The organism is Streptomyces incarnatus (assembly GCF_001027185.1).
GTDB classification, from domain to species: domain Bacteria; phylum Actinomycetota; class Actinomycetes; order Streptomycetales; family Streptomycetaceae; genus Streptomyces; species Streptomyces puniciscabiei.
In genome coordinates this window covers 6,998,781-7,024,008 of the sequence record NZ_CP011497.1, presented here as the reverse complement: position 1 = coordinate 7,024,008, position 25,228 = coordinate 6,998,781, and the positions used below count along the sequence as shown (strand labels likewise).

General features: G+C 70.5%; 24 protein-coding genes. 1 reads left to right on the top strand and 23 read right to left on the bottom strand.

Annotated elements, in window-relative coordinates:
* Window positions 1-75 precede the first annotated feature (75 nt).
* The 11 genes from rpoZ to pyrR all read right to left on the bottom strand — a co-directional run bounded on the left by rpoZ (window position 76) and on the right by pyrR (window position 11,639).
* On the bottom strand, window positions 76-348 hold the full coding sequence (rpoZ, locus tag ABB07_RS31875; RefSeq protein WP_003982715.1) for a DNA-directed RNA polymerase subunit omega: 273 nt from the start codon (window positions 346-348) through the stop codon (window positions 76-78).
* Window positions 349-401: 53 nt separating this feature from the next.
* Window positions 402-995, bottom strand: a complete 594-nt coding sequence (gene gmk / locus ABB07_RS31870; protein WP_208901956.1) for a guanylate kinase — start codon at window positions 993-995, stop codon at window positions 402-404.
* A 60-nt stretch (window positions 996-1,055) separates the two neighbouring features.
* Entirely contained in the window at window positions 1,056-1,379 is a 324-nt protein-coding gene (locus tag ABB07_RS31865) for an integration host factor (protein WP_003977346.1), read from the bottom strand.
* A gap of 300 nt (window positions 1,380-1,679) precedes the next feature.
* A complete protein-coding gene (pyrF, locus tag ABB07_RS31860; RefSeq protein ID WP_208901955.1) occupies window positions 1,680-2,525 on the bottom strand; it encodes an orotidine-5'-phosphate decarboxylase in 846 nt (281 codons plus the stop codon).
* On the bottom strand, window positions 2,522-3,628 hold the full coding sequence (locus ABB07_RS31855) for a quinone-dependent dihydroorotate dehydrogenase (RefSeq protein WP_208901954.1): 1,107 nt from the start codon (window positions 3,626-3,628) through the stop codon (window positions 2,522-2,524). The genes pyrF and ABB07_RS31855 overlap by 4 nt, the downstream gene beginning before the upstream one ends.
* A gap of 65 nt (window positions 3,629-3,693) precedes the next feature.
* Window positions 3,694-7,002: a carbamoyl-phosphate synthase large subunit gene (carB, locus tag ABB07_RS31850; RefSeq protein ID WP_208901953.1), complete on the bottom strand. Its 3,309-nt coding sequence runs from the start codon at window positions 7,000-7,002 to the stop codon at window positions 3,694-3,696.
* A complete protein-coding gene (carA, locus tag ABB07_RS31845) occupies window positions 6,995-8,137 on the bottom strand; it encodes a glutamine-hydrolyzing carbamoyl-phosphate synthase small subunit (RefSeq protein ID WP_208901952.1) in 1,143 nt (380 codons plus the stop codon). Before carA ends, carB begins: the two co-directional genes overlap by 8 nt.
* Window positions 8,134-8,694, bottom strand: coding sequence for a PH-like domain-containing protein (locus ABB07_RS31840; RefSeq protein ID WP_208901951.1), 561 nt, complete (start codon window positions 8,692-8,694; stop codon window positions 8,134-8,136). The genes carA and ABB07_RS31840 overlap by 4 nt, the downstream gene beginning before the upstream one ends.
* The gene (locus tag ABB07_RS31835) at window positions 8,691-9,977 is read right to left on the bottom strand and encodes a dihydroorotase (RefSeq protein ID WP_208901950.1); all 1,287 of its coding nucleotides are present in this window, start codon (window positions 9,975-9,977) and stop codon (window positions 8,691-8,693) included. Before ABB07_RS31835 ends, ABB07_RS31840 begins: the two co-directional genes overlap by 4 nt.
* 5 nt (window positions 9,978-9,982) lie before the next feature.
* A complete protein-coding gene (locus ABB07_RS31830; RefSeq protein WP_208901949.1) occupies window positions 9,983-10,969 on the bottom strand; it encodes an aspartate carbamoyltransferase catalytic subunit in 987 nt (328 codons plus the stop codon).
* 91 nt (window positions 10,970-11,060) lie between these two features.
* A complete protein-coding gene (pyrR, locus tag ABB07_RS31825; RefSeq protein WP_208901948.1) occupies window positions 11,061-11,639 on the bottom strand; it encodes a bifunctional pyr operon transcriptional regulator/uracil phosphoribosyltransferase PyrR in 579 nt (192 codons plus the stop codon).
* A gap of 253 nt (window positions 11,640-11,892) precedes the next feature.
* Here pyrR and bldD point away from each other — a divergent pair, with 253 nt between their 5' ends.
* The gene (bldD, locus tag ABB07_RS31820; RefSeq protein ID WP_014671524.1) at window positions 11,893-12,396 is read left to right on the top strand and encodes a transcriptional regulator BldD; all 504 of its coding nucleotides are present in this window, start codon (window positions 11,893-11,895) and stop codon (window positions 12,394-12,396) included.
* A 230-nt stretch (window positions 12,397-12,626) separates the two neighbouring features.
* On the opposite strand, the gene nusB is transcribed toward bldD, so the two are convergent.
* The 12 genes from nusB to ABB07_RS31760 form a co-directional block, all read right to left on the bottom strand.
* Complete coding sequence (gene nusB / locus ABB07_RS31815) at window positions 12,627-13,055, bottom strand: transcription antitermination factor NusB (protein WP_208901947.1); 429 nt, start codon at window positions 13,053-13,055, stop codon at window positions 12,627-12,629.
* Between the two features lie 2 nt (window positions 13,056-13,057).
* Window positions 13,058-13,624, bottom strand: coding sequence for an elongation factor P (gene efp, locus ABB07_RS31810; protein WP_208901946.1), 567 nt, complete (start codon window positions 13,622-13,624; stop codon window positions 13,058-13,060).
* Between the two features lie 49 nt (window positions 13,625-13,673).
* Entirely contained in the window at window positions 13,674-14,780 is a 1,107-nt protein-coding gene (locus ABB07_RS31805; protein ID WP_208901945.1) for an aminopeptidase P family protein, read from the bottom strand.
* A 179-nt stretch (window positions 14,781-14,959) separates the two neighbouring features.
* Entirely contained in the window at window positions 14,960-15,877 is a 918-nt protein-coding gene (locus ABB07_RS31800; RefSeq protein WP_208901944.1) for a Pro-rich N-terminal domain-containing protein, read from the bottom strand.
* Between the two features lie 176 nt (window positions 15,878-16,053).
* Window positions 16,054-17,145: a 3-dehydroquinate synthase gene (gene aroB / locus ABB07_RS31795; protein WP_055705432.1), complete on the bottom strand. Its 1,092-nt coding sequence runs from the start codon at window positions 17,143-17,145 to the stop codon at window positions 16,054-16,056.
* A complete protein-coding gene (locus ABB07_RS31790) occupies window positions 17,142-17,624 on the bottom strand; it encodes a shikimate kinase (RefSeq protein WP_208903697.1) in 483 nt (160 codons plus the stop codon). The genes aroB and ABB07_RS31790 overlap by 4 nt, the downstream gene beginning before the upstream one ends.
* A 32-nt stretch (window positions 17,625-17,656) precedes the next feature.
* Window positions 17,657-18,841 carry a chorismate synthase gene (gene aroC / locus ABB07_RS31785; protein WP_208901943.1) on the bottom strand — a complete coding sequence of 395 codons (1,185 nt, stop codon included), beginning with the start codon at window positions 18,839-18,841 and terminating at the stop codon, window positions 17,657-17,659.
* Window positions 18,842-19,005: 164 nt separating this feature from the next.
* Window positions 19,006-19,845 (bottom strand): shikimate dehydrogenase, encoded by an 840-nt coding sequence (locus ABB07_RS31780; protein ID WP_208901942.1) that lies wholly within the window; start codon window positions 19,843-19,845, stop codon window positions 19,006-19,008.
* Window positions 19,826-21,514: an endolytic transglycosylase MltG gene (gene mltG / locus ABB07_RS31775; RefSeq protein ID WP_208901941.1), complete on the bottom strand. Its 1,689-nt coding sequence runs from the start codon at window positions 21,512-21,514 to the stop codon at window positions 19,826-19,828. The genes ABB07_RS31780 and mltG overlap by 20 nt, the downstream gene beginning before the upstream one ends.
* A gap of 123 nt (window positions 21,515-21,637) precedes the next feature.
* Window positions 21,638-22,102 carry a Holliday junction resolvase RuvX gene (gene ruvX, locus ABB07_RS31770; protein ID WP_055705437.1) on the bottom strand — a complete coding sequence of 155 codons (465 nt, stop codon included), beginning with the start codon at window positions 22,100-22,102 and terminating at the stop codon, window positions 21,638-21,640.
* 73 nt (window positions 22,103-22,175) lie between these two features.
* On the bottom strand, window positions 22,176-24,848 hold the full coding sequence (alaS, locus tag ABB07_RS31765) for an alanine--tRNA ligase (RefSeq protein WP_208901940.1): 2,673 nt from the start codon (window positions 24,846-24,848) through the stop codon (window positions 22,176-22,178).
* Window positions 24,848-25,219, bottom strand: coding sequence for a hypothetical protein (locus tag ABB07_RS31760; RefSeq protein WP_208901939.1), 372 nt, complete (start codon window positions 25,217-25,219; stop codon window positions 24,848-24,850). The genes alaS and ABB07_RS31760 overlap by 1 nt, the downstream gene beginning before the upstream one ends.
* Window positions 25,220-25,228: the final 9 nt, after the last annotated feature.

The following is a 25,228-nucleotide window of genomic DNA, read 5'->3' as shown; positions in this document are numbered from 1 at the left end:
GTTGAACCTACGCCTCCATGACACACCACAGGCCCGGCGGTCGCGCCGCCGGGCCTGTCATGCGAGAACGAACGGTTACTGCGCGGGGCCCTCGACGGCCTCGGACGTCAGCAGACCCGCGTTGATCTCACGCAGGGCGATCGAGAGCGGCTTCTCGTGGACGTGGGTGTCGACGAGCGGACCGACGTACTCGAGGAGGCCCTCGCCGAGCTGCGAGTAGTACGCGTTGATCTGGCGGGCACGCTTGGCCGCGTAGATCACGAGGCTGTACTTCGAGTCGGTGGCCTCGAGAAGCTCGTCGATCGGCGGGTTGATGATGCCCTCGGGCGCGGTGATGGAAGAGGACACGCTCTACCTTCCGATGGATGGAAAAGAATGAAACATCGTGATCACAGTCACGATCACACAACGTCCATCAAGGCTAGCAGCTCGCGCGCCACGTCCTCGACGGAGGTGTTGACCAGGGTCGTATCGAACTCCGGCTCGGCCGCCAGCTCGGTCCTGGCCGCCTCCAGGCGGCGCTCGATGACCTCGGGCGACTCGGTGCCCCGGCCGGTCAGCCTGCGCACCAGCTCCTCCCAGGAGGGCGGAGCCAGGAACACCAGCCGGGCGTCGGACATCGACTCGCGGACCTGCCGGGCGCCCTGGAGGTCGATCTCCAGCAGCACCGGCTCACCCTTCTCCAGCCGCTCCAGCACGGCCGCACGAGGCGTGCCGTAGCGGTTGCCGGCGAACTCGGCCCACTCCAGCAGCTCGCCGTTGGCGATCAGCTTGTCCATCTCCTCGTCGGTGACGAAGAAGTAGTGGACTCCGTGCTGCTCGCCGGGGCGCGGCTTGCGGGTGGTGGCCGACACGGAGAGCCAGACCTCGGGGTGTTCCTTGCGCATATGGGCGACGACCGTGCTCTTGCCGACCCCCGAGGGGCCGGAGAGCACGGTCAGCCGCGGACGTACGTCCGGGGGCTCGGGGGTCGTCCCCCGGAATGTTGCAGCCATGCAGCGATTATTCCAGCAATCCCGGAGTGCCCGGGACTCCCGGTCCGGCAAGGCCCGGACTCAGGAGCCGGTGCTGCCGAACTCACGCTCCAGGGAAGCGATCTGGTTGGAACCGAGACCGCGCACGCGGCGGCTCTCGGAGATGCCCAGACGCTCCATGATCTGCTTGGCGCGGACCTTGCCCACGCCGGGCAGCGACTCGAGCAGTGCGGAGACCTTCATCTTGCCGATGACGTCGTTCTCCTGGCCCTGCTTGATGACCTCGTGCAGGGAGGCGCCGGAGTGCTTGAGTCGATTCTTGACCTCGGCCCGCTCCCGGCGAGCCGCGGCGGCCTTTTCGAGCGCGGCTGCGCGCTGTTCGGGGGTAAGGGGCGGAAGAGCCACGCCTACGTCACCTCGGATGTCGAACTGTCGGATACGGACCGGTGAGGAACCTAGTCGCCCCACACCTGGGGAGCTACGAGCAACACGCTTCGCCCGCTCTCCCCCACTACCTGATGGGTGTGGGGGTGTCCCCACAGCTCGGAGACTAGCGGTCAAGTCCGCCAGAGTCAGCGAGAACAGCGGAAAAGTCCTGGTCAGCCTCCGCCAGGTCGGACATTTCAGACATAATGCCCCCGATTTGAGGATGTATTCACACTCAAGTCGCCCCCGGGCCGCTCACCCGAGCACGTATCGGAGGTGTCAGGCGCCGGAGACGGCCGCCTGGATCTCCTCCGCGAAGCGCTCGGCGGCCCCGCGCAGGGCCCCCACGTCGGGTCCGTGCCGCAGGACACCCCGGCTGACGTTCGGCACGACGTTGCGCACGGCCGGCCCGAAGACCTTCGGAAGGTCGGCCGCCGTCGCGCCCTGCGCACCGACGCCGGGCGCGAGGAGCGGGCCGTTGATGGCGAGGTCGTACGACGACAGCTCGCCGACCGTGGCCCCCACGACGGCCCCGAAGGAGCCCAGCGGCTCCTCGCCCGCGTTCTCGGCGGCCAGGTGGGCCAGCATGGTCGCGCCGACGGTGCGGCCGTCGGCACGGACCGCGTGCTGCACCTCGGGGCCCTCCGGGTTGGAGGTCAGCGCCAGCACGAACAGGCCGGTGCCGCTCTCCCGGGCCAGCGCGACGGCCGGGCTGAGCGAGCCGTAGCCGAGGTACGGCGAGACGGTCAGGGCGTCGGAGAACAGCGGGGCGTCCTTGTGCAGGTAGGCCTCGGCGTACCCGGCCATGGTCGAGCCGATGTCGCCGCGCTTGGCGTCCATCACGACGAGCGTGCCGGCCGCGCGGGCCTCCTGGACGACCTTCTCCAGGACGGCGACACCCCGGGAGCCGAAGCGCTCGAAGAAGGCGCTCTGCGGCTTCATCACGGCAACCCGGCCGGCCACCGCCTCGACGACCGTGCGGCTGAACCGCTCCAGACCGGCCACGTCGTCGTTCAGGCCCCACTCGGCGAGCAGGGAGGCGTGCGGGTCGATGCCGACGCACAGCGGGCCGCGCTCGTCCATGGCGCGGCGCAGCCGGGCGCCGAAGGGCTCCATCTGGCTCATGCGGGCTTCCTCACGTCGGCGCCGACCGCGTCGGCGAGGGTGGCGTACGGGCTGGTGCGCAGGCGCGCGGCGAGGCCCTTGTGGATCGCTCGGGACCAGAAGGGGCCCTCGTAGATGAAGGCGCTGTAGCCCTGGACCAGCGTGGCACCGGCCAGGATGCGCTGCCAGGCGTCCTCGGCGGTCTCGATGCCGCCCACGCCCACGAGGGTGATCCGGTCGCCCACGCGCGCGTACAGGCGGCGCAGGACCTCCAGGGAGCGCTGCTTGAGCGGGGCGCCGGACAAACCGCCGGTCTCCTTCACCAAGGACGGTTTGGATGTCAGACCGAGTCCCTCGCGCGCGATGGTGGTGTTGGTCGCGATGATGCCGTCCAGGCCCAGCTCCACGGCCAGGTCGGCGACGGCGTCGATGTCCTCGTCGGCGAGGTCCGGGGCGATCTTCACCAGCAGCGGGACGCGGCGATGCGCGACCGTGCGGTCGGCGGCCTCGCGGACGGCGGTGAGCAGCGGGCGCAGCTGGTCCACCGCCTGCAGGTTGCGCAGGCCGGGCGTGTTCGGCGAGGAGACGTTGACGACCAGGTAGTCCGCGTACGGCGCGAGGCGCTCGGCCGACTTCACGTAGTCGCCGACGGCCTCCGCCTCGGGGACGACCTTGGTCTTGCCGATGTTGACGCCGACGACCGTCCTGAAGACCGGCTCCCGGGTGGCGAGGCGGGCCGCCACGGCCAGCGAGCCGTCGTTGTTGAAGCCCATGCGGTTGATCAGCGCCCGGTCCGCGACCAGGCGGAACAGCCGCTTCTTCGGGTTGCCGGGCTGCGGCTCGCCGGTGACCGTGCCGATCTCGACGTGGTCGAAGCCCAGCATCGACATGCCGTCGATCGCGACGGCGTTCTTGTCGAAGCCGGCGGCGAGCCCGAAGGGGCCGTGCATGCGCAGCCCGAAGGCCTCCGTGCGCAGCTCCTTGTAGCGGGGCGCGAGGGCGGCCGCGACGAAGGTGCGCAGCACGGGGACGCGCACGGCGAGGCGGATCCAGCGGAAGGCCAGGTGGTGGGCCTTCTCGGGGTCCATCCGTTTGAAAACCAGACGGAAGAAGAGGTCGTACATCTCGGAAAGTCCTCAGGGTCCTCATGAAGAGGGGGACACCGTTTCCGGTGTCCCCCTCAGGGCTGCTAGTCGCGGGCCGCGGTCAGGTGTTCCGCGTGTTCCTGGAGCGAGCGGACGCCCACGTCGCCGTGGTTGAGGGCGTCGATGCCCTGCACGGCCGCGGCGAGCGCCTGGACGGTCGTCAGGCACGGCACGGACCGGGCGACGGCCGCCGTACGGATGTCGTAGCCGTCGAGGCGGCCGCCGGTGCCGTACGGGGTGTTGACGATGAGGTCGACCTCGCCGTCGTGGATCAGCTGGACGATGGTCTTCTCGCCGTTCGGGCCGGTGCCCTCGGACTGCTTGCGCACCACGGTGGCGTTGATGCCGTTGCGCTTGAGGACCTCGGCGGTGCCGGAGGTGGCGAGCAGGTCGAACCCGTGAGCGACCAGCTCGCGCGCCGGGAAGATCATCGAGCGCTTGTCGCGGTTGGCGACCGAGATGAACGCGCGGCCCTTGGTGGGCAGCGGGCCGTAGGCACCCGCCTGCGACTTGGCGTACGCCGTGCCGAAGACGGAGTCGATGCCCATGACCTCGCCGGTGGAGCGCATCTCCGGGCCGAGGACGGTGTCGACGCCACGGCCCTGGATGTCGCGGAAGCGCGACCATGGCATGACGGCCTCCTTGACCGAGATCGGCGCGTCCAGCGGCAGCTCGCCGCCGTCGCCCGTCCTCGGCAGCAGGCCCTCGGCGCGCAGCTCGGCGATGGTCGCGCCCAGCGAGATCCGGGCGGCGGCCTTGGCCAGCGGCACCGCGGTCGCCTTCGAGGTGAAGGGGACCGTGCGGGAGGCGCGCGGGTTGGCCTCCAGGACGTACAGGATGTCGCCCGCCATCGCGAACTGGATGTTGATCAGACCGCGCACCCCGACGCCGCGCGCGATGGCCTCGGTGGAGGCGCGCAGCCGCTTGATGTCGAAGCCGCCGAGGGTGATCGGGGGCAGGGCGCACGCCGAGTCGCCGGAGTGGATGCCGGCCTCCTCGATGTGCTCCATCACGCCGCCGAGGTACAGCTCCTCGCCGTCGTAGAGGGCGTCGACGTCGATCTCGATCGCGTCGTCCAGGAAGCGGTCGACCAGGACCGGCCGGGAGGGGCTGATCTCGGTGGACTCGGCGATGTAGGCGGCGAGGCGGGTCTCGTCGTACACGATCTCCATGCCGCGCCCGCCCAGGACGTACGACGGCCGGACCAGGACCGGGTAGCCGATCTCATCGGCGATGGCCTTGGCCTCCTCGAAGGTGGTGGCCGTGCCGTGCTTCGGGGCGGGCAGGCCCGCCTCGGCGAGCACCCGGCCGAAGGCGCCGCGGTCCTCGGCGGCGTGGATCGCCTCGGGCGAGGTGCCCACGACCGGCACGCCGTTGTCCTTCAGGGCCTGCGACAGGCCGAGCGGGGTCTGGCCGCCCAGCTGCACGATCACGCCCGCGACCGGTCCGGCCTGCTGCTCGGCGTGGACGATCTCCAGCACGTCCTCCAGCGTCAGCGGCTCGAAGTACAGCCGGTCGGAGGTGTCGTAGTCGGTGGAGACGGTCTCCGGGTTGCAGTTGACCATCACGGTCTCGTACCCGGCGTCGGACAGCGCGAAGGAGGCGTGGACGCAGGAGTAGTCGAACTCGATGCCCTGGCCGATGCGGTTCGGGCCGGAGCCGAGGATGATGACGGCCGGCTTCTCGCGCGGGGCGACCTCCGTCTCCTCGTCGTAGGCCGAGTAGAAGTACGGCGTCTTCGCGGCGAACTCGGCGGCGCAGGTGTCGACCGTCTTGTAGACCGGGCGGATGCCGAGGGCGTGCCGGACCTCGCGGACGACGTCCTCGCGCAGGCCGCGGATCTCGCCGATCTGCTGGTCGGAGAAGCCGTGCCGCTTGGCCTCGGCGAGCAGGTCGCGGGTCAGCTCGGGGGCCTCGGCCAGCTCGTCCGCGATCTCCTTGATCAGGAAGAGCTGGTCCACGAACCAGGGGTCGATCTTCGTGTACTCGAAGATCTCCTCGGGCGTGGCGCCCGCGCGGATGGCCTGCATGACCGTGTTGATCCGGCCGTCGGTGGGACGCCGGGACTCCTCCAGGAGCAGCGACTTGTCACCGGGGACACCGGTGAAGGCGAACTGGCTGCCCTTCTTCTCCAGCGAGCGCAGCGCCTTCTGGAAGGCCTCGGGGAAGTTGCGGCCGATGGCCATGGCCTCGCCGACCGACTTCATGGTGGTGGTCAGCGTGGAGTCGGCCTGCGGGAACTTCTCGAAGGCGAAGCGCGGGGCCTTGACGACCACGTAGTCGAGCGTGGGCTCGAAGGACGCCGGGGTCTCCTGGGTGATGTCGTTCGGGATCTCGTCCAGGGTGTAGCCGACGGCCAGCTTGGCGGCGATCTTGGCGATCGGGAAGCCGGTGGCCTTGGAGGCGAGCGCGGAGGACCGCGACACACGCGGGTTCATCTCGATGACGATCACGCGGCCGTCCTCGGGGTTCACCGCGAACTGGATGTTGCAGCCGCCGGTGTCGACGCCGACCTCGCGGATGACGGCGATGCCGATGTCGCGCAGGATCTGGTACTCGCGGTCGGTCAGCGTCATCGCGGGCGCGACGGTGATCGAGTCGCCGGTGTGCACGCCCATCGGGTCGAAGTTCTCGATGGAGCAGACGACCACGACGTTGTCGTGCTTGTCGCGCATCAGCTCCAGCTCGTACTCCTTCCAGCCGAGGATGGACTCCTCCAGGAGCACCTCGGTGGTCGGGGAGAGCGTGAGGCCCTGGCCTGCGATGCGGCGCAGCTCCTCCTCGTCGTGCGCGAAGCCGGAGCCGGCGCCGCCCATGGTGAAGGACGGGCGGACGACGACCGGGTAGCCGCCGAGCGTCTCCACGCCCGCGAGGACGTCGTCCATGGTGTGGCAGATGACCGAGCGGGCGGACTCGCCGTGCCCGATCTTCTTGCGGACCTCCTCCACGACCTCCTTGAACAGGTCGCGGTCCTCGCCCTTGTGGATCGCCTCGGGCTTGGCGCCGATCAGCTCCACGCCGTACTTGGCCAGGACACCGTTCTCGTGCAGCGAGATGGCGGTGTTCAGGGCCGTCTGGCCGCCCAGAGTGGGCAGCAGGGCGTCGGGGCGCTCCTTGGCGATGATCTTCTCGACGAACTCGGGCGTGATCGGCTCGACGTACGTGGCGTCGGCGATCTCCGGGTCGGTCATGATCGTCGCCGGGTTGGAGTTGACGAGGATCACGCGCAGGCCCTCGGCCTTGAGCACGCGGCACGCCTGGGTGCCGGAGTAGTCGAACTCGGCGGCCTGGCCGATGACGATCGGGCCGGAGCCGATGACCAGGACGGACTGGATATCGGTGCGCTTAGGCACGCTGGCCCTCCATCAGGGAAACGAAGCGGTCGAACAGGTAGGCGGCGTCGTGCGGACCCGCTGCCGCTTCGGGGTGGTACTGGACGGAGAAGGCCGGCTGGTCGAGCAGCTGCAGCCCCTCCACGACGTTGTCGTTCAGGCAGACGTGCGAGACCTCGGCGCGGCCGAACTTCGTCTCGCTGACCTTGTCGAGCGGCGCGTCGACGGCGAAGCCGTGGTTGTGCGCGGTGACCTCGACCTTGCCGGTCGTACGGTCCTGGACCGGCTGGTTGATGCCCCGGTGGCCGTACTTCAGCTTGTAGGTGCCGAAGCCGAGGGCGCGGCCGAGGATCTGGTTGCCGAAGCAGATGCCGAACAGGGGCGTCTTCCGCTCCAGGACGGCGGTCATCAGGGCCACGGGACCGTCGGCGGTCGCCGGGTCGCCGGGGCCGTTGGAGAAGAACACGCCGTCCGGGGCGACCGCGTAGACCTCGTCGGCCGTGGCGGTGGCGGGCAGCACGTGCACCTCGATGCCGCGCTCGGCCATCCGCTGGGGGGTCATGCCCTTGATGCCGAGGTCGATGGCGGCGACGGTGAACTTCTTCTCGCCGATCGCGGGGACGACGTACGCCTCCTTGGTCGCGACCTCCTCGTAGAGGCTCGCGCCCTTCATGTGCGGCTGGGCCTGCACGCGCGCGAGGAGCTCGGACTCGGCGGCGATCGCCTCCCCGGAGAAGACGCCGGCGCGCATCGAGCCGCGCTCGCGCAGGTGGCGGGTGAGGGCGCGGGTGTCGATGCCGGAGATGCCGACCACGCCCTGCCGCTCCAGCTCGTCGTCCAGGGAGCGCTTGGCCCGCCAGTTGGACGGCACGCGCGCGGGGTCGCGCACGACATAGCCGGAGACCCAGATGCGGCTCGACTCGTCGTCCTCGTCGTTCCAGCCCGTGTTGCCGATCTGGGGGGCGGTCGCGACGACGATCTGCCGGTCGTACGACGGGTCGGTCAGGGTCTCCTGGTAGCCGGTCATCCCGGTGGAGAACACGGCCTCGCCGAAGGTCTCCCCCACGGCCCCGTAGGCACGGCCGCGGAAGATGCGGCCGTCCTCCAGGACGAGTACGGCGGGAACCCTGGCAGCTCCCCTGGTGGAGGTCGTCATCGTGCGCCTTCCGTGTCGTTGATCATGTGGTTCAGGGTGTCGACCCACTCGGTGTGCTCGGCCGCGTGGTCGGAGCGGAAGCCGGAGTCGATCAGCTTGTCGCCGAGCGCCCAGGTCACCACCAGCAGTCCGCCCTCGGTGAGGACCTTGCCGGCGATGCCCTTGTCCAGCCGGGCCCCGCGCAGCGCTGCGGTGGGGATGAAGAAGTCGCTCGCTCCGGGACGCTCGACCTCCAGCCCCTGGTCGGTCAGGGTGAGCTCGGCCCGGCTGCGGGTGCCCAGGCCGTGGGCCACGATCCGGTCCAGCCACTGACCCGCGGTGGTGGAGCCGTGGTAGCGGCCGCTCAGCTCAAGTCTGGCGGGGCCGGTCTCCTCCGGCGCGCTGGGCGGCGCGGGCAGGTCGCTCTGCAGGGTGCCGCGCCACTTCCAGCCCTCGCGCATCAGCCAGTAGACGAGCGCGATGAAGAGCAGGAGTCCGACGAGCCAGCCGATGCGCGCCGGCCAGTCGGTGACCTCGGCCGACCTCTTCGCCTCGGCCAGCAGGATTACAGGTGTCACGTGAGCTTCCCGTCGACGAGCGTGGCCTTGCCCCGCAGCCACGTGTGCGTCACACGGCCCGGCAGCTCGCGCCCCTCGTAGGGGGTGTTGCGGCTGCGCGAGGCGAAGCCCGCGGGGTCCACCTGGCCACGGTATGCCGTGTCGACGAGGGTGAGGTTGGCGGGCTCACCAGCCGAGACGGGACGGCCGTGCCCGGTGGCCTGTCCGATCTGCGCGGGCTTGACGGACATGCGGTCGGCGACGCCGGCCCAGTCCAGCAGGCCCGTGTCGACCATGGTCTCCTGGACCACTGACAATGCGGTCTCCAGGCCGACCATGCCCATGGCGGCCGCGGCCCACTCGCAGTCCTTGTCCTCGTGCGGGTGCGGGGCGTGGTCGGTGGCGACGATGTCGATCGTGCCGTCCGCGAGCGCCTCGCGCAGGGCGTGCACGTCGCGCTCGGTGCGCAGCGGCGGGTTGACCTTGTAGACGGGGTTGTACGTCCGCACCAGCTCGTCGGTGAGGAGCAGGTGGTGCGGGGTGACCTCGGCGGTGACGTCGATCCCGCGGGACTTCGCCCAGCGGACGATCTCGACGCTGCCGGCGGTCGACAGGTGGCAGATGTGGACGCGGGAGCCGACGTGCTCGGCGAGCAGCACATCGCGGGCGATGATCGACTCCTCGGCGACGGCCGGCCAGCCGCCCAGCCCCAGCTCGGCGGAGACGACTCCCTCGTTCATCTGGGCGCCCTCGGTCAGCCGCGGCTCCTGCGCGTGCTGGGCGACGACACCGCCGAAGGCCTTCACGTACTCGAGCGCGCGGCGCATGATCACGGCGTCGTCCACGCACTTGCCGTCGTCGGAGAAGACGGTGACCCCGGCGGCCGACTCGTGCATGGCGCCCAGCTCGGCGAGCTTCCTGCCCTCCAGGCCGACGGTGACGGCGCCGATGGGCTGCACGTCGCAGTAGCCGTGCTCCCGGCCGAGCCGCCAGACCTGCTCCACGACACCGGCGGTGTCGGCGACGGGGAAGGTGTTGGCCATGGCGAAGACGGCCGTGTAGCCGCCGGACGCGGCGGCGCGGGTGCCGGTCAGGACCGTCTCGGAGTCCTCGCGGCCCGGCTCGCGCAGATGGGTGTGCAGGTCGACCAGGCCGGGGAGCAGCACCTTGCCGCCGGCCTCGACCACCTCGGCGCCCTCGGCGGACAGCCCCGTGCCCACCTCCGCGATCGTCTCGCCGTCGATCAGCACGTCCTGCGGCTCGCCGCCGAGCACCTTCGCACCACGGATCAGGATCTTGCTCATGGGTCTTACTTCTCCTCGGGACCGGTGGGGCGGGTGTGGGTGACGGCGGGCTCGTTGCCACCGAGCAGCAGGTACAGCACGGCCATCCGGATGGAGACGCCGTTGGCGACCTGCTCGACGGCGGTGCAGCGGTCGGAGTCGGCGACCTCGGCGGTGATCTCCATGCCGCGCACCATCGGGCCGGGGTGCATCACGATGGCGTGCTCGGGCAGCCTGGCCATGCGGTCGCCGTCGAGGCCGTAGCGGCGGGAGTACTCGCGCTCGGTGGGGAAGAAGGCGGCGTTCATCCGCTCGCGCTGGACGCGGAGCATCATCACGGCGTCGCACTTGGCCAGTGCGCCGTCGAGGTCGTACGACACCTCGCAGGGCCAGGTCTCGACGCCGACCGGCACCAGGGTGGGCGGGGCGACCAGGGTGACCTCGGCGCCGAGGGTGTGCAGCAGGTCCACGTTGGAGCGGGCGACCCGGCTGTGCAGGAGGTCGCCGACGATGGTGATCCGCCTGCCGGACAGGTCCTGGCCGAGCCCGGCGTCCCGGCCGATCAGCCGGCGGCGCATGGTGAAGGCGTCCAGCAGGGCCTGGGTGGGGTGCTGGTGGGTGCCGTCGCCGGCGTTGATGACGGCGGCGTCGATCCAGCCGGAGTTCGCCAGGCGGTAGGGCGCCCCGGAGGCGCCGTGCCGGATGACGACGGCGTCGACGCCCATGGCCTCCAGGGTCTGCGCGGTGTCCTTCAGGGACTCGCCCTTGGAGACGCTGGAGCCCTTGGCGGAGAAGTTGATGACGTCGGCGGACAGGCGCTTCTCGGCGGCCTCGAAGGAGATCCGGGTGCGCGTGGAGTCCTCGAAGAAGAGGTTGACGATCGTGCGGCCGCGCAGGGTCGGCAGCTTCTTGATCGGCCGGTCGGCGACCCGGGCCATCTCCTCGGCGGTGTCGAGGATCAGGACGGCGTCGTCGCGGGTGAGGTCGGCGGCCGAGATGAGATGACGCTGCATCTGTCAGGCTCCGTAAGGCAGTTCATGGAGGGAGATTCGGGGCGAACCGGCGCGCGTGCGGGCATGCCTGAGCAGCCCGGCGCCCGAGTTGCTACTGGCCGGCCTTCACACCGAGCAGCACGGTGTCGCGACCGTCCTCCTCGGCGAGCTGGACCTTGACCGTCTCCCGCAGCGACGTGGGGAGGTTCTTGCCGACGTAGTCGGCGCGGATGGGCAGTTCGCGGTGGCCGCGGTCGACCAGGACCGCGAGCTGGACCGCACGGGGGCGCCCGATGTCGTTCAGGGCGTCGAGGGCGGCGCGGATGGTGCGGCCGGAGAAGAGCACGTCGTCGACGAGGACGACCAGCTTGCCGTCGATGCCGTCACCGGGGATCTCGGTGCGGGCCAGCGCACGCGGCGGGTGCATGCGCAGGTCGTCGCGGTACATGGTGATGTCGAGGGAGCCGACCGGGATCTTGCGGTCGGTGATCTGCTCCAGCTTGGCGGCGAGCCGCTGGGCGAGGAAGACGCCCCGGGTCGGAATGCCGAGGAGCACCACGTCGTCGGCGCCCTTGGCGCGCTCGACGATCTCGTGGGCGATACGGGTCAGCACCCGTGCGATGTCGGGGCCCTCGAGAACGGGCCGCGCATCGGACGCATGCGGGGTCGCGTGCGAGTCCTGCTTGTCCATACGAAAAGGACCTCCTTCTCCGCCTCACGGGACGGACCTTAAAGGACGCCTGATTTGCGCCATCAACCCTAGCAGGTCACACAGAGGCCCCCGGTCACCCCCCTGGCCCAATGCGCCGTCACTACCACGGAAGAGTCGGTGTGGACCATTCGGCTTGACGCAGCAGAGTCACGCTGCGTAACCTCACAGTGAGTTACCAGCCGCGCGGCGGGAAGCCAGTCCGGCCGCGTCGACACAGTGTCCGGGGAGCTATATGTCCAGCGAATACGCCAAACAGCTCGGGGCCAAGCTCCGGGCCATCCGCACCCAGCAGGGCCTTTCCCTCCACGGTGTCGAGGAGAAGTCCCAGGGTCGCTGGAAGGCCGTGGTGGTGGGGTCCTACGAGCGCGGCGACCGTGCGGTGACCGTACAGCGGCTCGCCGAGCTGGCCGATTTCTATGGCGTTCCGGTGCAGGAGCTGCTGCCGGGCACCACGCCGGGCGGTGCCGCCGAGCCGCCGCCGAAGCTGGTCCTGGACCTGGAGCGGCTGGCCACGGTGCCGGCCGAGAAGGCGGGCCCGCTGCAGCGCTACGCGGCCACGATCCAGTCCCAGCGCGGTGACTACAACGGCAAGGTGCTCTCCATCCGCCAGGACGACCTGCGCACACTCGCCGTCATCTACGACCAGTCCCCCTCGGTCCTCACCGAGCAGCTGATCAGCTGGGGCGTCCTGGACGCGGACGCCCGCCGCGCGGTGGCCACGCACGAGGAGGCGTAGCCGCTTCGACCGCCTCAGCAGAAACGTGCCGCCGGGGTGGCCGGAACTTTGCGGTTCCGGCCACCCCGGCCGGGTTTTGTACGCCTTACCAGCGCCTTCCTGGTGCCGGGTGGTGCCGGGGAGCGCAAGCATGCCTGAGGGGCGCGGGGAACTGCGCGAGCAACCACGAACGACCCGAAGTCGCCCGGTTGCCGCAGTCCCACGGCGCCCCTCTTGCGGCTTTTCCCCGGCTAGTCCCGGCGCAGCGAAGGCTTGAGCTCCTTCAGGCGGCCCAGCAGACCGTTCACGAACGAGGGCGACTCGTCCGTGGAGAACTCCTTCGCCAGCTGCACCATCTCGTCCAGGACGACGGCGTCCGGGGTCTCGTCGACCCAGATCAGCTCGTACGCGCCCAGCCGCAGGATGTTGCGGTCCACGACCGGCATCCGGTCGAGCGTCCAGCCGACCGCGTACTGGGCGATCAGCTCGTCGATCCGCCTCGCGTGCTCGGCGTAGCCCTCGACCAGCTGCATCGTGTACTCGCTGACCGGCGGCTGCCGGGTGTCGGACCGGGACAGCCGGATCCAGTCCGCGAGGACCGTCAGGACGTCGGCGCCGCGCTGGTCGCCCTCGAAGAGGATCTGGAAGGCGCGCTTGCGGGCCGTGTTGCGGGCAGCCACGGTTAGCTGTTCACCCGGCCGAGGTAGTCGCTGGTGCGGGTGTCGACCTTGATCTTCTCACCGGTGGTGATGAAGAGCGGGACCTGGATCTGGTGGCCGGTCTCCAGGGTGGCGGGCTTGGTGCCACCGGTGGAGCGGTCGCCCTGGACGCCCGGCTCGGTCTCGGCGATGGTCAGCTCGACCGCGGCGGGCAGCTCGACGAAGAGAACCTCGCCCTCGTGCTGCGCGACGGTGGCGGTGAAGCCCTCGATCAGGAAGTTCGCGGCGTCGCCGACGGCCTTCCGGTCGATGTGCAGCTGGTCGTAGGTCTCCATGTCCATGAAGACGAAGTACTCGCCGTCCATGTACGAGAACTGCATGTCGCGCTTGTCGACAGTGGCGGTCTCGACCTTGACGCCGGCGTTGAAGGTCTTGTCGACCACCTTGCCGGACAGCACGTTCTTCAGCTTGGTGCGCACGAAGGCCGGGCCCTTGCCGGGCTTGACGTGCTGGAACTCGACGACGGACCAGAGCTGGCCGCCTTCGAGCTTGAGCACCATGCCGTTCTTGAGGTCGTTCGTGGAAGCCACGGTTGCGGAATCTCCTGGACTGACGTACGACCCCGGGGCACGCCGCTGCCTAGAGGGCGAGCAGCTCCTTGGTCGTGATGGTGAGTAGCTCGGGTCCGCCGTCCGCCTCGGGGCGTACGACGAGCGTGTCATCGATCCGGACACCGCCCCGGCCCGGGAGGTGGACCCCCGGTTCGACGGTGACCGGCACGCAAGCGTCCAGTTTACCCATGGCCGAGGGCGCCAACTGCGGGTCCTCGTCGATTTCGAGTCCGACGCCGTGTCCGGTCAGCGGAGGCAGGGCCTCCGCATAGCCGGCGGAGTCCAGTACCTGGCGTGCGGCGCGGTCCACATCGCCGTAGACGGCGCCCGGTGCCAGGCACTCGCGTCCGGCGCGCTGGGCGGCGAAGACGAGGTCGTACAGCTCGATCTGCCACTCGGCGGGCGAGGTGCCGATCACGAAGGTACGGCCGATCTCGCAGCGGTAGCCGCGATAGGTGGCGCCCAGGCACACGGAGAGGAAGTCGCCCTCCTCCACCCGCCGGTCGGTGGGGCGGTGCCCGCGCCGGCCGGAGTTCGGCCCGGTGGCCACCGAGGTCGGGAACGCCGGCCCGTCGGCGCCGTGGTCGACCAGCCGGCGCTCCAGTTCCAGGGCGAGGTGCCGCTCGGTGCGGCCGACCAGGATGGACTCCAGCAGCTCGCCGAGGGCCTGGTCGGCGATCTCGGCGCCGATGCGCAGGCAGGAGATCTCCTCCTCGTCCTTGACCACCCTGAGCTGCTCCACGGCTCCGCCGAGGTCGGCGAGCCGCAGCTTGGGGGCCACCGAGGCGAGGGCTCTGTGGCGGGCCACGGTGAGGTGGTGCTCCTCGACCGCGAGGGAGTCGGCACCCTGGCTCCCGGCGAGACCGGCGGCTGCCACGGCGGGGTCGCCTCCGGGCTCGGGAAGGACGTGGAGCGCCAGCGCCTCGTCGGGACGCCCCTCTGTGGGCCGGTCGTCCGGCGGAGCGGCACAGAACAGCACGTCTTCGCGCTTGCCCAGCAGCAGGACGGAGCCCTGCGGGGCCGCGGCGGCGAGGTAGCGCACGTTGGCCGGGCGGGTGACGAGCGCTGCCGCGGAGCCGGCCGCGGTGAAGTGGTCCCTCAGCCGGGATCGGCGGTTCGCGTACACCTCTGACATGAGATGAGCGTAGGAGTTTTGGGCGGGTTATGCCGATTTTTAGGGGCCGAGTGGGGTTTGTGGGGGGTGGTTCCCGTGGATCGCCAGGTGCGGGTGCGTGGGAGCTTGTCGCGCCCACGCGGCGGAGCCGCATGTCGATACAGCCCCGCGCCCCTTGGGTTGGACCACTTACCCCCTGTTCACCAGCTCGGTGGGCTCGCTATGGCCCTCGCCAGGACCTCGTCCAGGACGTGGGCCGTCCCGGGAATGTCCAACTGCGAGTTGTCGATGATCGGCAGGCCCGAGCCGTACCAGCCCGCCATGCGGCCGTGGATGCGGGCCACCTCCTCGTCGGTGAGGCGGCGGTTGCCGGTGCGTTCGGCGTTGCGTTCCAGGACGATGTCCAGGCCGGGGAGGAGGACGACGGGCAGCAGGCCGGGGCCCACGTGGCGCTTCCAGCCGCCGAGGCCGACGACCGGGCGGTCCGGGAAGACCGCGTCGTCCAGGATGCAGGAGATGCCGTTGGCGAGGAAGTTGCGCGCGGCGAAACCGCAGGTGCGGCGGGCCAGGCGGTACTGGGCCTCGGAGTTGTCGTTCCAGCCGGACTGAGGGTCGGCGAAGCCCGAGCGGACCCATTCGCGGACGTCGTCCAGGCTGATGTGCGCGGTGGGCACGCGGCGGTGGTCCGCCCAGTACTTGGCGACGCTGGTCTTGCCGGCGCCGGCCGGGCCGATCAGCAGCACGGCCAGCGTGGTGGTCGCGGGATCGGGTGCCGCGGCGGGAGCCGGGGGAACCCTGGGCACGCCGACGGGGCCGCCGGGCGGCAGCGGGACGTGACCGGTGGTGTCGGGGGCCGGCGGGACGGCCGCGGGCTGTGCGGCCGGCGGCTGTGGCGCCGGGGGCTGGGGCGCCGGGGGCTGGGGCGCCGGGGGCTGCGGGGGTGTCGGCGGGACGGCGCCGGCGGGGGCGGGAAAGCCCGGCGGCGGAGGCACGGGGGCGGGACCCTGGGAGGCTCCCGGGTGCGGGCCCGGGTGGTGTGCGGCCGACGCCCACCCGGCGTGCGGCACCTGCCCCGGCTGGTGGGGCGGCGGCAGCGGAGACCCCACTGCGTGCTGCATCCGTTGCCACTCCGTCTCGTACAAGCAGTTCGCGCGGGCAGCGGGGCGAACCCCGCTGCCCACCGAACGGTACCGTCCCCCGCCGTCGTTTGGTGAAACGGCCGGGGGCGGCCGGAAGTGCCCATTCCGCAAAGGAAGTCGAGATCTGGAATCGGGCGGACGGAGCAGCGTGGGACTTACTGGCCCACTTCGCCGTACGCGGCCAGCAGCACGGCCGGGTCCGGGCCCTCCAGGACGGTCGGCTTGGCGAGGCCGTCGAGGACGATGAAGCGCAGCAGGTCGCCACGGGACTTCTTGTCGATCTTCATCGTCTCCAGCAGCTTGGGCCACTGGTCGTAGCGGTAGTGCAGCGGCAGGCCGACCGCTTCCAGCACCGTGCGGTGGCGGTCCGCCGTGGCGTCGTCCAACCGGCCCGCCAGACGGCCGAGTTCGGCGGCGAAGTGCATGCCGACCGCGACCGCCGCGCCGTGCCGCCACTTGTACCGCTCGTTCTTCTCGATGGCGTGGCCGAGCGTGTGGCCGTAGTTGAGGATCTCGCGCAGACCCGACTCCTTCAGGTCCGAGGAGACGACCTCCGCCTTCACCCGGATGGAGCGCTCGATCAGTTCGGCCGTGTGCGGGCCCGCCGGGGTCCGGGCGGCCTCCGGGTCGGACTCGATCAGGTCCAGGATCACCGGGTCGGCGATGAAGCCGGCCTTGATGACCTCGGCGAGTCCGGAGACGTAGTCGTTGACCGGCAGGGAGTCCAGCGCGGCCAGGTCGCACAGGACGCCGGCCGGCGGGTGGAAGGCGCCGACGAGGTTCTTGCCCTCGGCCGTGTTGATGCCGGTCTTGCCGCCGACCGCCGCGTCCACCATGGCGAGCACGGTGGTCGGCACGGCGATCCAGCGCACCCCGCGCAGCCAGGTCGCGGCGACGAAGCCGGCGAGGTCCGTGGTCGCGCCGCCGCCCACGCCCACGACGACGTCGGAGCGGGTGAAGCCGGACTGGCCGAGCGCCTTCCAGCAGTAGGCCGCGACCTCGGCGGTCTTGGCCTCCTCGGCGTTGGGCACCTGGATGGCGATCGCCTCGTAGCCCTGCCCGGCCAGGTCGGCGCGGAGCGCGTCACCGGTCTCGGCCAGCGCCTCCGGGTGGATCACCGCGACCCGCTTGGCCCGGTCACCGATCAACCCGCCCAGTTCGCCGAGCAGTTGGCGCCCGACCAGCACCTCGTAGGGGTCGGTGCCCGCGCTGCCGGCGACCTGGATCCGGGTGACTGCCTCGCTCATGCTTCCTTCAACTCCAGTGCGTCCAGCGCTGCTTGGGTGACCTCTTCGGGCGTACGGCCGTCCGTCGGTACGACCGCGGTGGCGACCTCCTCGTACAGGTGCCGCCGGGCCTCCATCAGCTCGCGCCACTGCCTGCGCGGGTTGACCGCGAGCAGCGGCCGGGCCGCGTTCAGGCCGGTGCGCTTGACGGCCTCCTCCACGTCCATGGCGAGGTAGACCACCCGGTGCCCGGCGAGCAGCGCGCGCGTGTCGGCGTCCAGGACGGCCCCGCCGCCGAGCGCGAGGACACCCTCGTGCTCGGCGAGCGCGGTGTGCACGGCCCGCTTCTCGAGCGCGCGGAAGGCGGGCTCGCCCTCGTCGACGAAGATCTCGGCGATGGTGCACCCCTCGGCGGCGACGATGTCCTCGTCGGTGTCCCGGTAGCCGAGCCCGAGGCGCTCGGCGAGCAGCCGGCCGACGGTGGACTTGCCGACGCCCATCGGTCCGACCAGTACGACGGCGGGCACGGCGCTCACCGGATCCGCAGGTTGTCGAGGTACGACCGCACGTTGCGGCGGGTCTCGGCCACGGAGTCGCCGCCGAACTTCTCGGCGACGGCGTCCGCGAGGACGAGCGCGACCATCGCCTCGGCGACGATGCCGGCGGCCGGGACCGCGGAGACGTCGGAGCGCTGGTGGTGGGCCTGGGCGGCCTCGCCGGTGGCGACGTCGACGGTCCGCAGGGCGCGCGGCACGGTCGCGATCGGCTTCATGGCGGCCCGCACCCGCAGCAGCTCGCCGGTGCTCAGGCCGCCCTCGGTGCCGCCAGCCCGGCCGGAGACGCGCTTGATGCCCTCGGGCGTGCCCACGATCTCGTCGTGCGCCTTGGAGCCGGGCACCCGGGCCAGCTCGAAGCCGTCGCCGATCTCGACGCCCTTGATCGCCTGGATGCCCATCAGGGCACCGGCGAGCCGGGCATCCAGCTTGCGGTCCCAGTGCACGTGCGAGCCGAGGCCGACCGGGACGCCGTACGCCAGCACCTCGACCACACCGCCGAGCGTGTCGCCGTCCTTGTGGGCCTGGTCGACCTCCGCGACCATCGCCTTCGAGGCGTCCGCGTCCAGGCAGCGCAGCGGGTCGGCGTCCAGCTTCTCGACGTCGGCCGGCGTCGGGTACACGCCCTGCGGAGCCTTCACCGAGCACAGCTCGACGACGTGCGAGACGATCTCGATGCCGGTCGTCTCCTTCAGGTACGACCGCGCCACCGCGCCGAGCGCCACTCGGGCCGCCGTCTCGCGGGCGGAGGCGCGCTCCAGGATCGGGCGGGCCTCGTCGAAGCCGTACTTCTGCATCCCGGCCAGGTCGGCGTGGCCGGGCCGGGGCCGGGTCAGCGGGGCGTTGCGGGCCAGGCCCGCGAGGATCTCCGGGTCGACCGGGTCGGCCGCCATGACCTGGTCCCACTTGGGCCACTCGGTGTTGCCCACCATGATGGCGACCGGGGAGCCGAGGGTGAGGCCGTGCCGGACGCCGCCAAGGAAGGTGACCTCGTCCCGCTCGAACTTCATCCGCGCACCGCGGCCATAGCCGAGCCGCCGCCGCGCCAGGTGGTCCGCCACCATCTCCGTGGTGATCGGCACGCCGGCGGGAAGCCCCTCCAGCGTCGCGACAAGTGCGGGACCGTGGGACTCCCCCGCGGTCAGCCAACGCAGCCTGCTCAACGGTGCTCCTCAGTGTTCGCGCCCGGTACTGCCCTGTGTACACGCGTCCTCGCGTACGGCGACGGCGCGACCGGGTGCGCGACCCCGGCCCGCCACCTCCGATCCTCCCACGTCCGGGGCCGGAATCCGGTCGCCGGTCCAGCAGGCGGACGCGCGCCGGACGGTCAGCTCGCGGCGAGCGCCTTCTCACCGGCGCGGCGCATGGCCTCCAGCGGCGCCGGGGAGCGGCCGGTCATCTGCTCGACCTGCAGCACGGCCTGGTGGACCAGCAGGTCGAGGCCGCTGACCACGGCCCCGCCGAACATGGACCAGCGGGCCGCCAGCTCGGTGGGCCAGGGGTCGTAGAGCACGTCGAAGAGGGTGGCGGGGCGCTCGGGCACGGCGGTGGCGAGGGCGTCGGTGGTGCCGGCGGGCGTGGTGGCGATCACCAGCGGGGAGCGCAGGGCCTGCTCGGCGTCCGTCCAGTCGGCCGTGCGCACGTCCACGTCGAGCCGCTCGCCCCACTGCCGCATCTCGGCGGCGCGAGCCTCGCTGCGGACGTAGGCGACGACCTCGCCGGTGCAGATCCGGGCGAGGGCGGCGAGCGCGGAGGAGGCGGTGGCACCCGCGCCCAGGATGGCGGCGGATTCGACCTGCTCGATGCCGTGCTCGCGCAGCGCGGCCACCATGCCCGGGATGTCGGTGTTGTCGCCGAGCCGACGGCCGTCCTCGGTGAGGACGACGGTGTTGACGGCGTCGACGGAGGCGGCCGTCTCGCTGATCTCGTCCAGCAGCGGGATCACCGCCCGCTTCAGCGGCATGGTCAGCGACAGCCCCGCCCACTCGGGGCCGAGCTGCTCGAAGAAACCGGGCAGACCGGCCTCGTCCACCTCGAAGCGGTCGTACGACCACCCGCCGAGCCCGAGCTCGTCGTACGCGGCCCGGTGCAGCACCGGGGAGAGGGAGTGGGCGATGGGCTTACCGAGCACGGCGGCCCGGCGGGCGTCAGTTGCCCGAGGAGGCATTGAACTTGTCCCTGAGTCTCTGGAATTCCGCGTTGGTCTTGGCGAATTCGGTGTTGTTCACTCCGTCGGTCGCCACGAAATACAGCCAGCCGTCGTGCGTCGGGTTCAGGGCCGCACTGATCGCGTCCTCGCCGGGGTTGCCGATCGGGCCGGGCGGGAGCCCCTTGTGGGTGTACGTGTTGTAGGGGCTGGGGTAGCTGTTGATCTCCTTGGTGGAGATATGGATGTGGCTGGTGCCCCTGGCGTAGTTGTACGTCGAGTCGAACTGCAGCAGCTGGTTCGTCTCGGTGTTCGTGGGCTTGAGACGGTTGTAGACCACTTCCGCCATCTTGCGGAAGTCGTCGTGCGTCTTGCCCTCCGCCTGCACCAGGCTCGCGACGGTGACGAGTTCGAACGGGTTCTTCAGGCCCAGGGCCTGGGCCTTCAAGCTGAGGCCGTACGCGTCGTACTTGGACGCGGCCTCGGCGACCATCTGCTTCAGGATCGCGTCCGGCTTCATGCCCTTGGCGGCCGGATAGTTGCCCGGGAAGAGGAAGCCCTCCAGTGGGTCCTTGATCTCGCTGCTGTTCGCGGTGTTCTGCGCCCAGGCCGGCAGACCGAGGCTCTTGTACTCCTTCTTGGCGACCTTCTCGGTGGTGCCGGCGGAGAGTTCGAGTTTCTTGTCGATCGCCTGGTAGACGCCCGCGTTGCGCTCGCCCGGAGTGACCATGACGATGTTCTGGCTCTTCGGGTCCAGCATCATTTTCACGGCGCTGGCGGCGGACATCTCCTTCTTCAGGAGGTACACGCCGGCCTGGATGCTGCCACCGCCGGGGACGGAGCTCTGCGCGTGCACGAACGCCTCGGCGCTCTTGACGACCCCGGCCTCCTTCAGGCGGTTGCCGATGTCCCAGCCGCCCGCGCCCTTGGGGATCTCGACGGTCACCGTCTGGTTGATGCCGTCGCCCGTGTAGTCGGGCGCCGGGGCGAAACGATTTTGGTAGAACCGGTAGCCGAAGTAGCCGACCGTGCCGATGCCGCCGCCGAGGACCAGGACGACGACCATGCAGGCGCAGCCGTTGCGCCGTTTCTTGCCCTTCTTCGTGGGCTTCTTGCTGCCGCCGCGCCGGTCACGGCGGCTCTGGAGCTCGTGCTCCTCGTCGTCGTCATCGTCGCCGCCTCCGGTGAAGAAGGGGTGCTCCTCCTCGGGGACGGCCTCGGGCTCGGGGTGCGCTTCCGGCTCGGAGTGCCTGCGGCCGGGCGGCACCGGCGGCGGGTAGGCGTCCTCGGTGCCGTAGAAGTCGGGCTGCTCCCCGCCGTAGCCGACGGGCTGCTGGCCGTACGGGTCGCCAGGGTCGGTGGGGTAGGGCATCTGGCCGTGGGGACCGGCCGCCTCCCAGCCGCCCTGCTGCGGGTACTGCTGCTGGGCGTGGCCGGCGTACTGCTGGTGACCCTGTTCGTCGTAGTACGGGTACTGCTCCTGGCCGTATCCGTTGTGCTGCTGCTGGTTGTGCTGCTGCTGGTTCCAGTCGCCGTACTGCGGCTGCTGCGGGTACTGCTGCTGCGGCTGGCCGCCGTAGGCAGGCTGCCGGCCCATGTGGGCCTGCTGCCCTTCCCATCCGCCGTCCCCGTACAACGGGTCCTGCGGATGCCACGGTTCGGAGCCCGGGCTCCGGCCATACTCAGTCATCGATCCCCTAGAGCCGCGAGGCCGACCGGTCACGTGCCCGGTCGGCCCGCTTCCGTTCCGCCTCTTGCTGTGTGCCGGCTGTTCGAACACCGGCACATCGCGCGGAACGTTACCGTATCGCGATCAGATGACCACTTCGACGCCCTCGCCGGGTGCTTTACCTGACACTCGTTCGGATTCCAGGGCCTGTTGCAGGATGATCACGGCGGCGGCCTGGTCGATGACGGCCCGGCCCTTCTTCGATTTCACGCCCGAGGCGCGCAGTCCCTGACTGGCGGTCACGGTCGTCATCCGCTCGTCCACCAGGCGCACCGGCACCGGCTTGATGCCCTTGGCCAGCTCTTGGGCGAAGGCGCGGACCTTGGCGGCGGCCGGGCCCTCGCCCCCCTTGAGGGAGCGAGGGAGTCCGACGACGACCTCGATCGGCTCGTACTCCTCCACCAGTTGACGCAGACGGCGGTGGGCGGCGGGGATGTCCCGTCCGGGGACGGTCTCCACCGGGGTGGCGAGGATCCCGTCGGGGTCACACGAGGCGACCCCGATCCGGGCGTCCCCGACGTCGATCGCAAGCCGACGCCCTCTGCGCATTTCCGACCGTTTCCTTACTTCGCCGTCTTTTTTGGCGTCTTCTTCGCCGTCTTGTTCACCGTCGTCTTCGCCGTCACTTGGCGGTGTCGGCGACGAGACGCTCGACGGCCTCGACGGCCTCACCGACGGCGGCCGGGTTCTGGCCGCCGCCCTGGGCCACGTCCGGCTTGCCGCCACCGCCGCCGCCGAGGGTCTTGGCCGCGGTGCGGACCAGGTCACCGGCCTTCAGGCCACGCTCGCGGGCGGCCTCGTTGGTGGCGATGACGGTCAGCGGCTTGCCGTTGTTCACCGTGAACAGGGCGACCACGGCGGCACGTCCGCCCTGGATCCGGCCGCGAACGTCGAGGACCAGCTTGCGCAGGTCGTCCGGGGTCGTGCCGTCCGGGACCTGACCGGTCACCACGGCCACGCCACGCACGTCCTTGGCGGACTCGGCGAGGCCGGCGGCGGCCTGCAGCACCTTCTCGGCGCGGAACTTCTCGATCTCCTTCTCGGCGTCCTTCAGCTTGCCGAGCATCGAGGAGACCTTCTCCGGCAGCTCCTCCGGGCGGCCCTTGAGCAGCTCGGTCAGCTGGTTGACCACCGTGTGCTCACGGGCGAGGAAGGTGTAGGCGTCCACGCCGACCAGGGCCTCGATACGGCGGACACCGGAGCCGATGGAGGACTCGCCGAGCAGCTTCACCAGGCCCAGCTGGGCGGTGTTGTGCACGTGCGTGCCGCCGCACAGCTCCTTGGAGAAGTCGCCGATGGTCACGACACGGACCCGCTCGCCGTACTTCTCGCCGAACTCGGCGATGGCACCCTGCTTCTTGGCCTCGTCGATGCCCATGATCTCGGCGTGCACGTCGAGGTCCCGGGCGAGCACCTCGTTGATCTTCTGCTCGACGTCGGTCATCACGGCCGTCGGTACGGCGGACGGGGAGCCGAAGTCGAAGCGGAAGCGGCCGGGCTGGTTCTCGGAACCGGCCTGGGCGGCCGTCGGCCCGAGGGCGTCGCGCAGGGCCTGGTGGGTCAGGTGGGTGGCCGAGTGGGCGCGGGCGATGGCCTTGCGGCGGCGGGAGTCGATCGAGGCGTGGGCCTTGGCGCCGACGGTGACCTCGCCGACCTGGACGACGCCCTTGTGGACGTACACACCCGGGACCGGCTTCTGGCAGTCGCGGATCTCGATCACGGCACCGGAGTCGACCTTGATCCGGCCGGTGTCGCCGATCTGGCCGCCGCCCTCGGCGTAGAACGGGGTGCGGTCCAGGACGACCTCGACCTCGTCGCCCTCGGTGGCGGCCGGGGAGGAGATGCCGTCGACGAGGAGACCGACGATGGTGGACTCGCCCTCGGTGTCGCTGTAGCCGATGAAGTCGGTCTCGCCGGCGGTGTCGGCGATCTCGCGGTAGGCGCCCATGTCGGCGTGGCCGGTCTTCTTGGCCTGGGCGTCGGCCTTGGCGCGCTCCCGCTGCTCCTTCATCAGGCGGCGGAAGCCCTCCTCGTCCACGGAGAGGCCCTGCTCGGCGGCCATCTCCAGGGTGAGGTCGATCGGGAAGCCCCAGGTGTCGTGGAGCAGGAAGGCTTTGTCGCCGGAGAGGACGGTGCCGCCGGCCTGCTTGGTCTCGGTGACGGCGGTGTCGAGGATGTTGGTGCCGGCCTTCAGCGTCTTGAGGAAGGCGTTCTCCTCGGCGATGGCGACCTTCTCGATGCGCTCGCGGTCGGTCACCAGCTCGGGGTACTGCCGGCCCATCATCTGGATCACGGTGTCGAGGAGGTCCTTGACGACCGGGCCGGTGGCGCCGAGCAGGCGCATGTTGCGGATGGCGCGGCGCATGATGCGGCGCAGGACGTAGCCGCGGCCCTCGTTGCCGGGGGTGACGCCGTCGCCGATGAGCATCGTGGCCGTACGCATGTGGTCGGTGACCACGCGCAGGGACACGTCCGAGTCGTGGGCGTCGCCGTAGCGGACGCCGGTCAGCTCGGTGGCCTTGTCGATGACGGCCATGGAGGTGTCGATCTCGTACATGTTCTGCACGCCCTGCAGAATCATGGCGAGGCGCTCCAGGCCGAGGCCCGTGTCGATGTTCTTGCTCGGCAGCTCGCCGAGGATCTCGAAGTTGTCCTTGCCGGTGCCCTCGCCGCGCTCGTACTGCATGAAGACGAGGTTCCAGATCTCCACGTACCGCTCGTCGTTGACGGCGGGGCCGCCCTCGACGCCGAACTCGGGGCCGCGGTCGTAGTTGATCTCGGAGCAGGGGCCGCAGGGGCCGGGGACGCCCATGGACCAGTAGTTGTCCTTCATGCCCAGGCGCTGGATGCGCTCCTTGGGCACGCCGACGACCTCGTGCCAGATGCGCTCGGCCTCGTCGTCGTCCTTGTAGACGGTGATCCACAGGCGCTCGGGGTCGAGGCCGTAACCGCCCTTGTCCTGGGGCGTGGTGAGCAGCTCCCAGGCGAGCTTGATGGCGCCTTCCTTGAAGTAGTCGCCGAAGGAGAAGTTGCCGCACATCTGGAAGAACGTGCCGTGGCGGGTGGTCTTGCCGACCTCTTCGATGTCGGGGGTGCGCACGCACTTCTGCACGCTGGTGGCGCGCGGGAACGGCGGCTTGACCTCACCCAGGAAGTAGGGCTTGAAGGGCACCATGCCGGCGGGGACGAGGAGCAGAGTCGGGTCGTCCGCGATGAGCGACGCCGAAGGGACGACGGTGTGCCCGCGCTCCTCGAAGAAGCTCAGCCAGCGGCGGCGAATCTCGGCCGACTCCATCAGTGGTCCTCATTCCGGTTGTACGAGTGCTTCGCTTGCGAAGAAAACGACGTTTCGATGTACTTCGGTGTGCTGCTGTTGTCGCGGGGGTTCTCGATGGCGGTGTACCGCCGGGGCGAGGGGAGTTCGGGGTTCTCGTGGATCCCGAGGGCCTCCTCGAGCTCGGCCTCCCGCTGGGCCATGTTGTCGCGGACGTCGAGCGCGAAGCCCACCGCGCGGTCCTTCAGGCGCTGACCGGTCTCCAGGGCCTTGTTCGCCGCGGTCGCGGCGAGGCTCTCCGGGGTCAGCTGCTTGAGCTTGCGGTTGACCTTGGTGGTCGCCCACACACCGGCGGCTACACCGGTGGTGAACCAGAACGTACGGCGGAACATCGCTCGGTC

Excerpts from the sequence above, each read along its gene's own strand:
- pyrR (WP_208901948.1), bottom strand. The coding sequence starts at position 11,639 with ATGGACAAGCAGGACTCGCACGCGACCCCGCATGCGTCCGATGCGCGG.
- ABB07_RS31855 (WP_208901954.1), bottom strand. The coding sequence starts at position 3,628 with ATGTACGACCTCTTCTTCCGTCTGGTTTTCAAACGGATGGACCCCGAG.
- gmk (WP_208901956.1), bottom strand. The coding sequence starts at position 995 with ATGGCTGCAACATTCCGGGGGACGACCCCCGAGCCCCCGGACGTACGT.
- ABB07_RS31805 (WP_208901945.1), bottom strand. The coding sequence starts at position 14,780 with ATGTCAGAGGTGTACGCGAACCGCCGATCCCGGCTGAGGGACCACTTC.
- ABB07_RS31760 (WP_208901939.1), bottom strand. The coding sequence starts at position 25,219 with ATGTTCCGCCGTACGTTCTGGTTCACCACCGGTGTAGCCGCCGGTGTG.
- ABB07_RS31800 (WP_208901944.1), bottom strand. The coding sequence starts at position 15,877 with ATGCAGCACGCAGTGGGGTCTCCGCTGCCGCCGCCCCACCAGCCGGGG.
- aroB (WP_055705432.1), bottom strand. The coding sequence starts at position 17,145 with ATGAGCGAGGCAGTCACCCGGATCCAGGTCGCCGGCAGCGCGGGCACC.
- mltG (WP_208901941.1), bottom strand. The coding sequence starts at position 21,514 with ATGACTGAGTATGGCCGGAGCCCGGGCTCCGAACCGTGGCATCCGCAG.
- ruvX (WP_055705437.1), bottom strand. The coding sequence starts at position 22,102 with ATGCGCAGAGGGCGTCGGCTTGCGATCGACGTCGGGGACGCCCGGATC.
- ABB07_RS31830 (WP_208901949.1), bottom strand. The coding sequence starts at position 10,969 with ATGCAGCGTCATCTCATCTCGGCCGCCGACCTCACCCGCGACGACGCC.
- pyrF (WP_208901955.1), bottom strand. The coding sequence starts at position 2,525 with ATGAGCCAGATGGAGCCCTTCGGCGCCCGGCTGCGCCGCGCCATGGAC.
- alaS (WP_208901940.1), bottom strand. The coding sequence starts at position 24,848 with ATGGAGTCGGCCGAGATTCGCCGCCGCTGGCTGAGCTTCTTCGAGGAG.
- bldD (WP_014671524.1), top strand. The coding sequence starts at position 11,893 with ATGTCCAGCGAATACGCCAAACAGCTCGGGGCCAAGCTCCGGGCCATC.
- ABB07_RS31790 (WP_208903697.1), bottom strand. The coding sequence starts at position 17,624 with ATGGGCGTCGGCAAGTCCACCGTCGGCCGGCTGCTCGCCGAGCGCCTC.
- ABB07_RS31835 (WP_208901950.1), bottom strand. The coding sequence starts at position 9,977 with ATGAGCAAGATCCTGATCCGTGGTGCGAAGGTGCTCGGCGGCGAGCCG.
- carA (WP_208901952.1), bottom strand. The coding sequence starts at position 8,137 with ATGACGACCTCCACCAGGGGAGCTGCCAGGGTTCCCGCCGTACTCGTC.
- ABB07_RS31780 (WP_208901942.1), bottom strand. The coding sequence starts at position 19,845 with ATGCCTCCTCGGGCAACTGACGCCCGCCGGGCCGCCGTGCTCGGTAAG.